This window comes from Dyadobacter sp. HNCC25DJ187, from assembly GCF_056895255.1.
In genome coordinates this window covers 1,902,567-1,915,952 of record NZ_JBXHAT010000002.1, presented here as the reverse complement: position 1 = coordinate 1,915,952, position 13,386 = coordinate 1,902,567, and the positions used below count along the sequence as shown (strand labels likewise).

General features: G+C 40.9%; 9 protein-coding genes. 8 read left to right on the top strand and 1 reads right to left on the bottom strand.

Annotated elements, in window-relative coordinates; genetic code table 11:
- Positions 1-16: 16 nt before the first annotated feature.
- Complete coding sequence (locus tag AC1XUE_RS18875) at positions 17-1,195, top strand: glutathionylspermidine synthase family protein (RefSeq protein WP_483357540.1); 1,179 nt, start codon at positions 17-19, stop codon at positions 1,193-1,195.
- A gap of 55 nt (positions 1,196-1,250) precedes the next feature.
- Here AC1XUE_RS18875 and AC1XUE_RS18870 read toward each other — a convergent pair whose 3' ends face one another.
- The gene (locus AC1XUE_RS18870; RefSeq protein WP_483357539.1) at positions 1,251-1,460 is read right to left on the bottom strand and encodes a hypothetical protein; all 210 of its coding nucleotides are present in this window, start codon (positions 1,458-1,460) and stop codon (positions 1,251-1,253) included.
- Between the two features lie 751 nt (positions 1,461-2,211).
- Between AC1XUE_RS18870 and AC1XUE_RS18865 the strand changes: the two genes are divergently transcribed.
- From AC1XUE_RS18865 to AC1XUE_RS18835, 7 genes are all read left to right on the top strand, one after another.
- Positions 2,212-2,577, top strand: coding sequence for a DUF6876 family protein (locus AC1XUE_RS18865; RefSeq protein WP_483357538.1), 366 nt, complete (start codon positions 2,212-2,214; stop codon positions 2,575-2,577).
- Between the two features lie 181 nt (positions 2,578-2,758).
- On the top strand, positions 2,759-3,352 hold the full coding sequence (locus tag AC1XUE_RS18860; RefSeq protein ID WP_483357537.1) for an RNA polymerase sigma factor: 594 nt from the start codon (positions 2,759-2,761) through the stop codon (positions 3,350-3,352).
- Positions 3,353-3,429: 77 nt separating this feature from the next.
- Entirely contained in the window at positions 3,430-4,494 is a 1,065-nt protein-coding gene (locus AC1XUE_RS18855) for a FecR family protein (protein WP_483357536.1), read from the top strand.
- 150 nt (positions 4,495-4,644) lie between these two features.
- On the top strand, positions 4,645-8,058 hold the full coding sequence (locus tag AC1XUE_RS18850; RefSeq protein ID WP_483357535.1) for a SusC/RagA family TonB-linked outer membrane protein: 3,414 nt from the start codon (positions 4,645-4,647) through the stop codon (positions 8,056-8,058).
- 8 nt (positions 8,059-8,066) lie between these two features.
- A complete protein-coding gene (locus tag AC1XUE_RS18845) occupies positions 8,067-9,767 on the top strand; it encodes a RagB/SusD family nutrient uptake outer membrane protein (RefSeq protein ID WP_483357534.1) in 1,701 nt (566 codons plus the stop codon).
- A 104-nt stretch (positions 9,768-9,871) separates the two neighbouring features.
- Positions 9,872-10,852 (top strand): pectinesterase family protein, encoded by a 981-nt coding sequence (locus AC1XUE_RS18840; protein ID WP_483357533.1) that lies wholly within the window; start codon positions 9,872-9,874, stop codon positions 10,850-10,852.
- Positions 10,853-10,879: 27 nt separating this feature from the next.
- Positions 10,880-13,366 (top strand): glycoside hydrolase family 95 protein, encoded by a 2,487-nt coding sequence (locus tag AC1XUE_RS18835; RefSeq protein ID WP_483357532.1) that lies wholly within the window; start codon positions 10,880-10,882, stop codon positions 13,364-13,366.
- Positions 13,367-13,386: the final 20 nt, after the last annotated feature.

The following is a 13,386-nucleotide window of genomic DNA, read 5'->3' as shown; positions in this document are numbered from 1 at the left end:
GGATCAATAATATATCATGATAAATCTTCAATCTTTAGCCGAAACACCTGAAAAAGCCTTGCAGAAAGTAGGATGGAACTGGATGTTAGGTACAGATACCGCCTCCTACGTAACAAGTGATCTTGTTGTTGTAAAGGAAGGTGATGCAAATCAATATTACCAGGCTGCTGCTGACTTATATGACATGCTGATAGAGGCGGGGCAGTATGCTATTGATCACAATTTATTTAAGGAATTGGGTATTCCGGAGAATCTGATTGACGTAATCAAATTCACCTGGGAAGACGAAAGACACACACATCTTTACGGACGGTTCGACCTAGCAGGTGGCATGAATGGAGAGCCGATAAAGTTTATTGAGTTTAATGCCGATACAGCTACTTGTATTCCTGAAAGTGCCGTGGTGCAATGGGCGCATCTGAGAAACAACGGACTGGATGAGTCAAGCCAGTTCAATACATTATATGAGTCGTTAGTGGCTCAGTTCCTGTATATCAAAAGAGGTAATACTGACCTTACTCCTTCCATTTTATTCTCAACAATGCGTGGATATCCTGAGGATGATACCAATGTTTCGATATTGTCTGAAGCAGCGAAAGAAGCAGGTTTCGATGTTGATTTTGCATATGTTGATGAAGTAGAGTTTTCCAATGGAGAGGGGGTATTTAAGCAAAGTGCTGAAGATGGGACTTTTATCCGCTTTGATTTCTGGTTTAAACTGGTTCCGTGGGAGTATATCGGATACGATGAGCCGGAGCTTGCCTCATTACTTACTTCCATGGTAAAAAACAGAAAAGCAGTAATTTTAAATCCTGCCTATACACTATTGTTTCAGTCAAAATATATTTTAAAGGTTTTATGGGATCTATATCCGTATCACCCGTTGCTGTTGCAAACAGAACGTTACGTGCTACCCCATAAAAAATCTGTGAGCAAGGTGCTGTTTGGGCGTGAAGGAGCTAATGTATCTATTTTGGAAAAAGGTGGAGAAGTAGCAGAACAGGTGGACGGAGAATATGCTGATCAGTCAAAAATCTATCAGGAATATGTGGAGTTTCCAGTTGATGCAGCCGGCAGATCCTATCAGGCCGGTGTATTTTATGCAGGAGAACCTTGTGCACTAGGTTTTCGCAGAGGAGGCAGAATTCTGGATAACACAGCTCAGTTTGTGGGGCATGTAATTACACAGGATTAATAAAAACAGTTTTTATAAGCAAGTACAATGCCGCTTCAAGCGGCATTGTACTTGCTTATTTTTTTTTCTTTTCAGCACGGTCTTTAAGTGTTTTCTTTTTTACTTCTCCCGGTACAAATTCATCATTAATCCATCTTACAAAGTTTTTGGATTGTACCTGATATACTTGCGCTGACAGTGGTTTGAGATTTGAATTTTCAATTTCCTTCAGATAATCAGCTAGTAAACGGTTGATCTCATCTAAATAAATACTCTCTGTTTTCATTCCAATTACTACGATTTTTAGTTTGAGGAAGATCTGCAGGCTCTTTATCAAGTTGTATCCCACAGAATTATGATGCAATTCTACTTACAACTTTTTGCGCGGACATATTTTTGTGGTCAATTGGAAATTTGGATGGGTGTATAGTGGAAAATGAGGGGTACGGTTCATCGGTAATCCGGTAAGTAGTATTAGTGTTATAGTAGAAGTATTTTTATTACTATCGAATTGTAGGAGTAGCTGGAAACCACATACTATAATGTGGAATCGGTAGGTTAATCGCATTCAGGTTATAGACGTTACAATTGTTTATCTTCGATCTGATTGGCTATTCTTTACAGTTCATCCTGTAAGAAACCAAAGCAGAAAAAATACTGTCTGAAGATAAAAAGGTGTACCGAAATAAGCTAATGTTTAAATCGGTACAGAATTAAGATTTATAAATCATGGAGGAAACTGGGAAGAGCGCTTTTTTAAAATCTATACTTTAAATCGGTACAGTTTCAACCCTTCTGTTCGGTAATTTACTGCTGGAAAAGATGACTGGAGATAATTTAAGTAGTATTTTAAACGCCTTCTAATATACCCTTCCGCCTGAGAGAAACGACACAAGTTGTACTAAGCGGTCTGAACGGCAATCACACTGCCCGCTCCATTCGCTTCGCTCCCGTGTTGGTGTTGCCTAATCAATCTTCCGCTTAATGCCTATTCGCATCGTTCTTCAACGGTGGAAGGGTAATTAAAGGGAAAAAATATGAGCACTGAACAATTAACCAAAGAGGATCTTGCTGGGTTTACAGGAACTGAGCAATGGTACCGGCACCCCGTCGTAAAAAACACGTTGTACACTGATGGAATTAAATATGTTGCTCAAAAAGCTGGTGCCTACTGGCTCATTGCTGAAATTACATTTCAGCAGTATCATCCCCGGATCAAAAATGAGGAATTTCAGGTTTGGACTCTTATGGTTGATCTTGAAAGTTCTTTAGCTGTTCTTACTTGTGCTAACGGAAATGAACGCATACTCTTCACGAAGCCAATCAGGTTTACTGATTTTCCATTAGAAGAGATTAAAATATATGTGGTCAATAATGTGATTTTATTGCCAGGTGAATACTGAACTGAAAAGTCTGCTCCCTTGAAGGAGCAGACTTTTACGAGATTTGGAAATTCTAAGATTTAGAAACCTTGATAAATTGATCCGGCATCATCTTTTGATAGCTGTAAGGGCAAGCAGATTAAAATTCGATAATTTTATAGGTATAATTCTGATTTTTTTTCTTATTGTACAAATTTTTCAGATGGAGCATATTTTTATAAACGATTCTGAGTTGTGGAGCCTTCTTAAGGAAGGCGATGAAGAGGCGTATTCGCAGTTGTTTAGAAGACATTATCCATCTCTAGTTAGTTATGGCAAGACCCTGATTAGAAACGAAAGTCTGGTTAAGGATTGTGTTCAGGAGGTTTTTATTGAGGTATGGATATATAGGGAAAAAATATTGGTTCCGCTTTCAGCGAAAGCATATCTATTGGCATCAGTTCGTAAAAGGATTGCCCGTCGCTTAGAGCGAGATCGTATTTTCCGAAATGTAGGCGAGCTGAATGAAGACCTGAGCGAAATCAGCTTTACCATCTTAGAGGAAATGATTGCAGACGAGGAATCTAAAAATCAAGTAGCGAGTATTAATAAACATCTAAATAATCTTCCCAAGAGACAGAAGGAAGCCTTATATCTTCGATATCACCAAGGTTTGGACATTGACCAAATTGCTGGTCTTATGGATATTAATTTACAATCTGCATCCAACTTGTTACACAGAGGAATTAAACTCTTAAGAACGGCTTGTGCAACCGATTTATCATCCCTCATTTTTCTGATTAGCTTGATATATTAATTTTTTTTGAAAGAAAAGTTAAATTAAGTGAGTATCGGTTGAAATTTCTGTCCTCTCCCGTCTGAGAACCGATAGATATGCAAAACAAACGATTCACTAAAATCGAAGATTTTCTGAACAGTGACGCCTTTGTCGAAGGTGTTAGGACTGGTCAGCAAACAACTGAATGGAGGGACTGGATGGAGAATAATCCAGACCAAATTCATCTATATAAAGAAGCACGAAATGTCGTTCTGGCGTTGGGAAATATAGATGCTCCCGGCTCTCAGGAAACAGAGATGGCGCTAGCCCGAAGCCTAGAAAAGATTCACACACTTCAGAATCCACAACAAAAAAAGCAGATATTTCCTTGGTGGCGCGCTGCGGCAGCCGCGATTTTACTAATCGGAATAGGACTGGGCGCTGTCAGTTTTTCCACATTTAATTCGAATGGTCCCCTGAGCTTTGTTGATCATTTGTTGAAAAGAGAACGAATTGAACAAAATCTAACAGAAAAGGTTCAGGTAATAAATTTAGAAGATGGTAGTACGGTAATTTTGCAGCCCGGTGCAAAGCTAACCTATCCGAGCCATTTTGGAGCGAACGATAGAAAAGTACACTTATCCGGGGAAGCATTTTTTGAGATAAGTAAAAATCCGCAAAGACCTTTCCTTGTGTATACGAGTGACATAGTAACTCGTGTTGTTGGAACGAGCTTCCGGGTTAAAGCACTTGTTGGGCAACCCGATATTGAGGTTCAAGTAAGGACAGGAAAGGTAAATATCAGTCGCCTTGAAGCTAGTAACATTGGAGGAAACGAAATCTCGGTGTTACCTAATGAGGCTGTAAGCTTTGTAAAAAAGGTAAACTCTTTCGAAAAGAAACGTACTGCAATAACTCCACCACGTTCAATAGAATCCCTTTCTTTTGATTTTGTAGATAGACCTGTTCAGGATATTTTTTCTGCAATAGAATTGGGATATGGATTGAAGGTAGATTATCCAATAAGTGATCTGAAAAACTGCTATTTATCTACTTCCTTATCTGACCAGCCGCTTTTGGAAAAACTGAAAATCATTTGCGAAAGCCTGGGATCCAGCACATCGTTTGACATTACTGATGACAAAATTATTATTCACTCAAACGGATGTAACGCTATGTAAGATAACTATGCCCCCCCTTTAAAAGAAAACCGGCCATGCGCCAACATGCCCGGATTTTTAATACGCCACCTATTTCGAATGCACGAACTAGGAGGAGAAGCTTATTGCCCAATTTTTTGCAATTATTTTAAACAATAAACAGTCAAATCTATGAAAAAAACTTTGACCACCAAGCGATTATTATATCAAATCGTGATGAAATCATTACAACAAATCCTGCTGGTTGTGCTATTTGCCAATTTAGTGACTGCTTCTCCCACAACAGGTCAAAGCTTATTAGAGCGTCCGGTTAGTATTGCGGCTGATCATATTTCTCTGGATGATGCCTTACAATCACTAGAGCGATCAGCTAAGATTAAATTTTCATACAATTCCCGGTCGTTACCATTAAAGGCTTTGGTAACAATTAATGCTAGAAACAAGCAGATGTCATCTGTTTTAGAGGAGTTACTGTCACCGTTGCACATTACATTCCGCCAGGTAAGCAATCAGATTGTTTTGAGATACGAGCCAACGGCAAATTTGGATGTGGAGAGGAAGGGAATAACTTCGGGAAACGTCGGCTTTGAAGTGAAACCTGTGGATCGGTCGGTCGCAGGTAAAGTAACTGATGAAAAAGGGGAAGGACTACCTGGAGTCAGTATAATCGTAAAAGGAAGTCAACTGGGCACCATATCAGATGGAGATGGGTCATATAACCTGGTTGTACCGGATGGAGTACACATACTTACTTTTTCTTTTGTGGGTTACCTGTCGAAAGAAGTCTCACTGGCGGCAGATCAAACAAGTCTGAATATAGGACTATTGGTTGATCAGAAATCGCTTGAAGAGGTTGTTGTAGTTGGATATGGAACCAAGAAAAAAAGTACCGTTACTGGATCTGTGGTCAGTGTGTCTGGCGAGGACATAGTTAAAAGTCCGGCAGTTAATGTTACAAATTCTCTTCAGGGAAGACTTCCTGGGGTAATTGCTACCAACAGGACGGGTGAGCCAGGAAGGGACGACTCTCAGATACTCATTCGAGGCCGTAGTACATTTGGAAACAATCAGCCACTATTGGTCATTGATGGAGTGCCACGTCCAACAGAAGGTTTAGGCCGGATCGATCCACAATCCATTGAAAGTATTACCGTGTTAAAGGATGGTTCAGCAGCAATCTATGGAGCCAGAGCTGCAAATGGCGTTATTTTAGTAGAAACAAAACGGGGCGTAGAAGGTAAACCTCGGTTTGATTTCTCCTATAACCAGGGATTTAGTCAGCCAACTAGAATGCTAAAAGTAACTGATGCAGTAACACATGCTTTGGCCAGAAATGAGGCTGCTGTTCGTAATGGTGTGACAACTATGCCATTTACTGACGCAGAAATTGAACTTTTCAGAAATGGGTCGGATCCGGTTTTATATCCCAATACCAACTGGGTGAAAGAAACTGTCAAAACATGGACACCTCAGAATAAAATGAACATGACTGTCAACGGAGGAAGCCAGAGAGTATTGTATTTCTTTAATTTCGGGATGGTTAATCAGGATGGACATTTTAAAAACAATCCTACCAAATACAAACAATTTGAGGTTAGATCCAACATTGACGCCAATGTCAGTGATAATCTTCGGATTTCATTAAATATCGCAGGTAGACTTGAAAAGAGAACTTACCCATCGACAGGAACCTGGGTTAATTTCGTCAATATACTTTCAGCTCTGCCCACAATTCCCGCGCGGTATCCCAATGGGCTGATTACAGCTGGAAGACTAGGAGAAAATCCATTGCTTCGTGACCAGGTGGGATTTCTTCAACAAGAAAGTCTTCCAATACAGAGCACGCTGTCTGCCCGGTATAAAGTACCTTTTGTAAAAGGTATGACAGTAGACGCTTCATATAGCTTTGATTTTACTAATGACTTTAATAAAACCTTCCAAAAGCCCTACAGTTACTGGCAGTATGTTCCGGTTACAAAGGAATACATTAACGTAAAGTCCACTTTTTATGCAAATCCTTATGTTCAGGATTATGCAAGCAGATTGTTTGTGCAAACTTATAACATGCGATTGGGTTACTCCCAAAATTTTGGAAGCCATAACATAGACGCAATGGTTGGTGCAGAAAGGGCGCAAAACAAGGGCAACAATTTTAGTGCATTCAGACGGAATTTTCCAACTACCGCCTTGACCGATTTAAACTTTGGAGGTTCTGGTACCGGTGATATGGGTAATTCGGGATCATCATTTTTGACGCGTCGTGACAATTATTTTGGGAGAGTGGGTTATAATTTCAAAGAAAAATACCTTGCTGAATTCCTGTTTCGCTATGATGGCTCTCCAATTTTCCCAGAGAATAAACGGTACGGGTTTTTCCCTGGCGCTTCTGTGGGTTGGCTGATTTCGCGCGAGGGTTTTATGAGTGACTTCAAATCAATAGACCGATTAAAGCTTCGGGCATCTTATGGGGAACTGGGTAATGACAATGTAAGCGATGCCTATTCCTATTTGAGAACTTATTCAATTGGAAGGACTTATAATTTTGGTGGTGCTGATGTACTCGGTTTAAATCCTGGGGTTTTACCTAATCAGAATTACACATGGGAAGTGCTGAGAACCTTTAATGTTGGTCTTGATGCATCTCTATGGCAGTCCAAGCTTGGAGTAGAATTTGATGTATTTACTCAGAAACGTTCCAGTATTCTTGCTACCAGGCAGTTGAGTATAACTGACTCTTACGGTTTTCCTTCTCTCCCTCCAGAGAATATTGGAAAGGTTTCTAACCATGGATTTGAATTGGTTCTTTCTCATAACAACAGTTTCAGGGATATTAATTTTTCGGCAAAAGGAAATATCTCATTTGCAAGAAACAAATATGTGTACTTCGACGAAGTGCCTCGAGCAGCTGAATATCAAAATCAAACTGGACGACCAATTGGAGCACCACTTGTATGGGCAACTGACGGTATTTACCGTACACAAGAAGAAATCAATAGTTCAGTTCATTTGCCAACTGCACGTGTTGGTGACGTGAAATATATCGATTATAATGGTGATGGAGTAATTAATGCCAACGATCAATATCGACTCAACAAGTCAGAAACACCTGAGATCGTATTCGGTCTGGACATGAATGCAAGTTATAAGAATTTTGATCTGACGCTCTTCTTCCAGGGCCAGGGGAATGCTGTTTATTTTCCGGGAATCACAGGATTAGGTGGAGCGAGCAATAGCGCCCAGGTAAGGGCGGAGGATCGCTGGACACCTGAAAACCCAGACGGAAGCATGCCACGGTCCGGAGCAGATTTTCCACAGATTAGTGAGTTTAACATGTACAGTGCAACCTTTGTTAGGCTGAAAAACCTGGAACTGGGATACCACTTACCAAAAAATTTACTATCCAAAATTGGACTGACCAATGTACGCATTTATACTAATGCGTTTAACTTGCTCACATTGAGTAAGGTAAGTTTTATGGACCCCGAAGGCAGGGGTGATGGAAGCGATCCTAACTCAACACGTACCGATGCAAACTACTATCCGCAGTTAAAGGTTTTCAATTTTGGTGTTAACATATCATTCTAAAATACATCATGAAGAAAAGAATTCTATTTCTGATATCTATGATCATCAGCTTGGGAAGCTGTAATGACAAGTACCTTGAAATTACTCCATTAGACAGAATTGTAGACGAACAAGTGTGGCAAGATGAAAACCTGGTTGGGCTCTATGTTAATGGACTTTACGATGGTGTCCCGCATGGATTCAACACACATTCCTGGTCGAAATATACGGATGAAGCTTATGGAGAAAACACCTGGTTAATGGGTGCGTGGAATCCGGATAATATTAATACTTTTGGAGCAGATGCCAACTACATAGATTATTATAAACGAGGATATCAGTTTATTCGCCGTTGTAATATCTTTTTGTCAGAGATTAGCGGCTCGGCTGTTCCGGCTGCTAATCAGGCGGCATTAACTGCACAGGTCAAGTTTATAAGGGCCTTTGTCTATTCCAATTTATTATGGCGCTATGGTGGTATGCCTATTGTTGAGGAAATTTATGATTTGTCAGATCGTGACAAAGTCAGCCGTAACACCTATCAAGAGGTTTTGGACTATATTGTAAAGGATCTGAACGAAGCCTTGCCTGCTCTTCCGGATCGTTATGCTCCTTCGAATACGAACTTTGGCAGGGCTACGAAGCACGCCGCTCTTGCGCTAAAATCAAGGCTGTATCTTTATGCTGCAAGTGCACTGAATAACACTGCCAACGAGAAAGCAAAGTGGCAGCTAGCTGCGGATGCCGCAAAAGCGGTGATCGATCTGGGAGCCGTTTACAAACTTGTAGAACGATATGAAAATACGTTTCTCTCGGTCAACGAAGAGATCATTTTCGCCAGAACATTCAACAGTATCAACGGACATTTGTACACATTTACAAACGTAAATGGTACGTATGGTGGCTGGGGTGGTTTTGGAGGTCGCAATGCTCCATCTGAAAATTTTGTGGAACAATATGAGATGTCCAATGGAATGTTGCCGTTCAATTCAGATGGTACGGTGAATACCGCCTCAGGTTATGATCCGCAGAACCCGTATTTAAACCGTGATCCGCGATTTTATCAAACAATTATTTACAACGGCGACACATTTCGTCCGGAGGTAAGGGGATCAGCGTCAGTCAAGTATGATGTAACCCAAAATGTATCTGGTTTCGATGGCGCCGGGAATCCCGTTCTAACCAATGTATTTGGAATTGATAATGTCAAAGTGAGTGGTGATAATTCTTTGACTTCATATAACTGGAAAAAATTTATTGACCGTACCTTGCCAATCAGCCGTTCTAATGGCGGATATCCGCAGCCCTGGATATTCTTCCGCTTGGGAGAAATATATCTGAATTATGCAGAGGCATCCTTTGAACTGGGTAATGAGACAGAAGCCCGCACGTACGTGAACCTGATCCGTAAAAGGGCTGGGCTTCCGGATCTGGCTGCAACAATATCGGGTCAGGTGTTGCGTGATCGTATCAGGCACGAACGCCAAATCGAGTTAGTGGGTGAAGGACATAGATTCTTCGATGTTCGCCGATGGAAAATTGCACCAGTAGTTGAATCTAAAAATATCCGTGGAGTAGACATCTTCAAATTGCCCGACGGAACGCTCAGGTTTAAAGGTAAGACTTTAATTGAACGTCCGGTGTGGGAGGATAAATTTTACTGGATACCAATTCCGCGAACTGAAATTAACAAAGGTGCCGGACTCGAACAAAGCCCACTCTGGAACTAGGCTCTAATTAAATATCATCTTCATGGTTTCCAGGCTAATTGGTGTTTTACAGTCACCGACCTGGAAACCATGTTTCTATCCAACAATGAGAGAAATTCTAAATCATGCTTAAAATATTGAGTTATATTGTCGGAGTCGTTTTGTTGAGCATATCTGGTTATGCTCAGAATCCGAAGTTTACTGTGGCGCAGGATGGTAGTGGTGATTTTAAAACAATTCAGGAAGCGGTTAACAACGTAAGAGACCATTCGCAAGTTCGGGTAGAAATACTGGTCAAAAATGGTGTTTATAATGAAAAGCTGGTAATACCGGCCTGGAAAAAGAATATAGCCCTTAGAGGGGAGGATAAGGATAAAACGATTATAACACATGCCAATTACTCGGGGCAGGTGTTTCCCGGAGGCGATTTTACCAATAACTCAAAATATAGTACGTATACATCTTATACAGTACTGGTGCAGGGCAGCGATTGCTTACTTCAAAACCTGACTATCGAGAACACAGCAGGAAGAGTAGGGCAGGCAGTCGCATTAGCAACGGAAGCAGACCGGATCGCAGTAATTAATTGCAAAATTCTGGGTAATCAGGACACGCTCTACACATCCAAGGACGGACGTAATTATTTTAAAGATTGCTACATCGCTGGTACCACGGACTTTATATTTGGCGAAGCAACGGTTGTTTTTCAAAATTGTACAATAGAGAGTCTGTCTGATTCTTTTATTACGGCCGCTTCTACAACTAAAGAACAAGAGTTTGGTTATGTCTTTCTCAACTGTAAACTAATTGGAGCGGAAAAGGCCACGAAGGTATTTTTAGGAAGACCTTGGAGGCCGTTTGCCAAAACCGTTTTTATTGATACAGATATGGGTAGCCATATCGTAAAAGAAGGTTGGCATCCATGGCCTGGTGATCCTATGTTTCCTGACAAGGATAAAACGGCATTTTATGCTGAATTCAACAGCATGGGAGAGGGAGCCAGTCCAAAGACTAGGGTAAGCTGGTCAAAGCAGTTAAAGAAAGAGGATGTTGAAAAATATACCTTGAAAAATATATTAAGGAACTGGCAGCCTTCTGAAATATAAATTGATATCACTCAAAACCAATATTGCATGAAATTTTCCTGGATTTGCAAATCATTCCTGCTTTTCGCATTTATATTTATTCTGCCCTTTGGCTTAAAAGCGCAGCAGGATTTAAAATTATTTTATGACAAACCTGCCAATAACTGGAATGAAGCTTTACCGTTAGGTAATGGCCGCTTGGGGGCCATGGTTTTTGGCAACCCAGGACAAGAACAGTTACAATTGAATGAAGAAACGGTTTGGGCAGGTGAGCCTGGAAATAATATTCCACCCAATGTATTCGATAATATTCAGAAAATCAGGAAGCTTTTGTCAGAAGGACGAAACAAAGAAGCACAGGATTTGTCAAACAGTACTTTTCCAAGACAGGCTCCAGTGAATAATAATTATGGGATGCCTTATCAACCGGTTGGTGATATCCAGATAAAGTTTCCGGGGCACGACAAATTTACCCAGTACCAACGTGAGCTGGATATCTCAAATGCCGTCTATACTTCTACCTATATGGTAGATGGAGTAACCTACAAGCGAGAAATAATCTCCTCTTTTGCAGATGATGTAATCATCATGCGTATCACTGCAGACAAGAAGGAGAGTATTACAATTCATGTAAATATTGTTAGCCCTCATAAGAACCAGCAAATCGTTGCAAAAGATAAACGTTTATTGCTATCCGGTACAAGTGGTAGTGTAGATAACAAAATTGGAAAGCTTAAATTTGAGACTCAGCTTCAGCCTGTAATCCGTGGAGGAAAACTGACTGTGAGAGATTCCGCATTAATAATTAGTGCAGCGGATGAAGTACTCCTTTACATTTCAACAGCTACGAATTTTAAAACCTACAAAGACCTATCCGGAAATGCGTCAGAGAAAGCAGCAACTATTCTAAAAAAAGCAGTAGCAAAACCATATAAGGCGGCTCTTGCATCGCACGTGTCCAAATATCAATCGTTTTTTAAACGCGTTCAGCTTGATCTTGGCACTACTTCGCAGGCGCTGAAAACGACTGATCTGAGAATTAAAGAATTTGCTACCAGTAAAGATCCGGCATTGATTTCGCTTTATTTTCAGTTCGGACGATATCTGCTTATTTCAAGTTCTCAGCCTGGCAATCAACCAGCTAATTTGCAGGGGATTTGGAATGATAAGATGGCGCCACCATGGGACAGTAAGTACACGATCAACATTAATACTGAAATGAATTACTGGCCGGCAGAGGTAACGAATCTTTCGGAAATGCACCAGCCATTATTCGCAATGATAAAAGAGCTGTCGGTAACTGGTCAACAAAGTGCTTCGGAAATGTACCACGCACGAGGCTGGAATGTGCATCATAATACTGACTTATGGAGAATTACCGGAGTAGTGGACGGTGGGTTTTACGGCATGTGGCCGATGGGCGGAGCATGGCTGACTCAGCATTTGTGGAAGCATTACCAATACACGGGCGACAAGAAATTTCTTGCCGAGTATTATCCTGTATTAAAGGGAATTGCCATGTTTTATCTGGATGCGTTGCAAGAGGATTCAGATAAAAAATGGCTTGTGGTATCTCCCTCCATGTCGCCGGAAAATACCTATGAAAGTGGTGTAGGAGTTACTGCTGGTGCAACTATGGATAATCAGCTTGTATTTGATGTTTTCAATAATCTGATTAATTCGGCAGTAATTTTGAAAAAGGATCAGCCATTCGCAGACAGTATAAGAACAGCGTTGAGCAGACTTGCTCCAATGCAGGTAGGACAGCATAATCAGTTACAGGAATGGCTTAAAGACATGGATAGAGTTAATGACAAACACCGTCATATTTCTCATTTATATGGTCTTTATCCATCAGGGCAGATATCACCGTTTCGAAATCCTGAGTTATTCGAAGCGGCTAAAAACTCGCTGGTTTACAGAGGGGATAAATCGACAGGTTGGTCGATGGGTTGGAAAGTGAACTGGTGGGCGAGGTTGCTGGATTCAGAAAAAGCATACAAACTAATTTCTGATCAACTAAGCCCGGCTCCTACGGATAATAAAGGGGAATCGGGAGGGACCTATCCCAATTTGCTCGATGCGCATCCTCCATTTCAGATTGATGGAAATTTTGGCTGCACCGCAGGAATTGCAGAAATGCTTTTACAGTCGTACGATGGAGAGCTTTTTGTGTTACCTGCACTGCCAGAACAATGGAAAAGTGGTAGTGTAAAGGGGTTGCGTGCTATTGGCGGATTTGAAATTGACATCAGTTGGAAAGACGGCAAACTTGACACGCTTGTGGTAACCTCTAATCTCGGAGGAAATTGCCGGCTGCGGTTTGCGCAGGATCTTGAACTTGATGGCAATGCCAAGTTAATCAATGCAACTGGTAATAATTCTAACGAATACTATTTGGTCAATCAGATTAAAAAACCATTGGTTTCCGACAAGGCTAAGTTAGCTGGGATAACACTGCCAAAAACAAATGTGAAGGACTTTGCTACCCAGGCTGGCCAAACTTATCGGTTTGTGGCAAAAGGGAAACGGTAGAATTGCATTGAGAGAAATTG

What these genes read in the sequence shown, in the direction of transcription:
- AC1XUE_RS18875 (WP_483357540.1), top strand. Translation starts at nt 17, where the DNA reads ATGATAAATCTTCAATCTTTAGCCGAAACACCTGAAAAAGCCTTGCAG.
- AC1XUE_RS18870 (WP_483357539.1), bottom strand. Translation starts at nt 1,460, where the DNA reads ATGAAAACAGAGAGTATTTATTTAGATGAGATCAACCGTTTACTAGCT.
- AC1XUE_RS18865 (WP_483357538.1), top strand. Translation starts at nt 2,212, where the DNA reads ATGAGCACTGAACAATTAACCAAAGAGGATCTTGCTGGGTTTACAGGA.
- AC1XUE_RS18860 (WP_483357537.1), top strand. Translation starts at nt 2,759, where the DNA reads ATGGAGCATATTTTTATAAACGATTCTGAGTTGTGGAGCCTTCTTAAG.
- AC1XUE_RS18855 (WP_483357536.1), top strand. Translation starts at nt 3,430, where the DNA reads ATGCAAAACAAACGATTCACTAAAATCGAAGATTTTCTGAACAGTGAC.
- AC1XUE_RS18850 (WP_483357535.1), top strand. Translation starts at nt 4,645, where the DNA reads ATGAAAAAAACTTTGACCACCAAGCGATTATTATATCAAATCGTGATG.
- AC1XUE_RS18845 (WP_483357534.1), top strand. Translation starts at nt 8,067, where the DNA reads ATGAAGAAAAGAATTCTATTTCTGATATCTATGATCATCAGCTTGGGA.
- AC1XUE_RS18840 (WP_483357533.1), top strand. Translation starts at nt 9,872, where the DNA reads ATGCTTAAAATATTGAGTTATATTGTCGGAGTCGTTTTGTTGAGCATA.
- AC1XUE_RS18835 (WP_483357532.1), top strand. Translation starts at nt 10,880, where the DNA reads ATGAAATTTTCCTGGATTTGCAAATCATTCCTGCTTTTCGCATTTATA.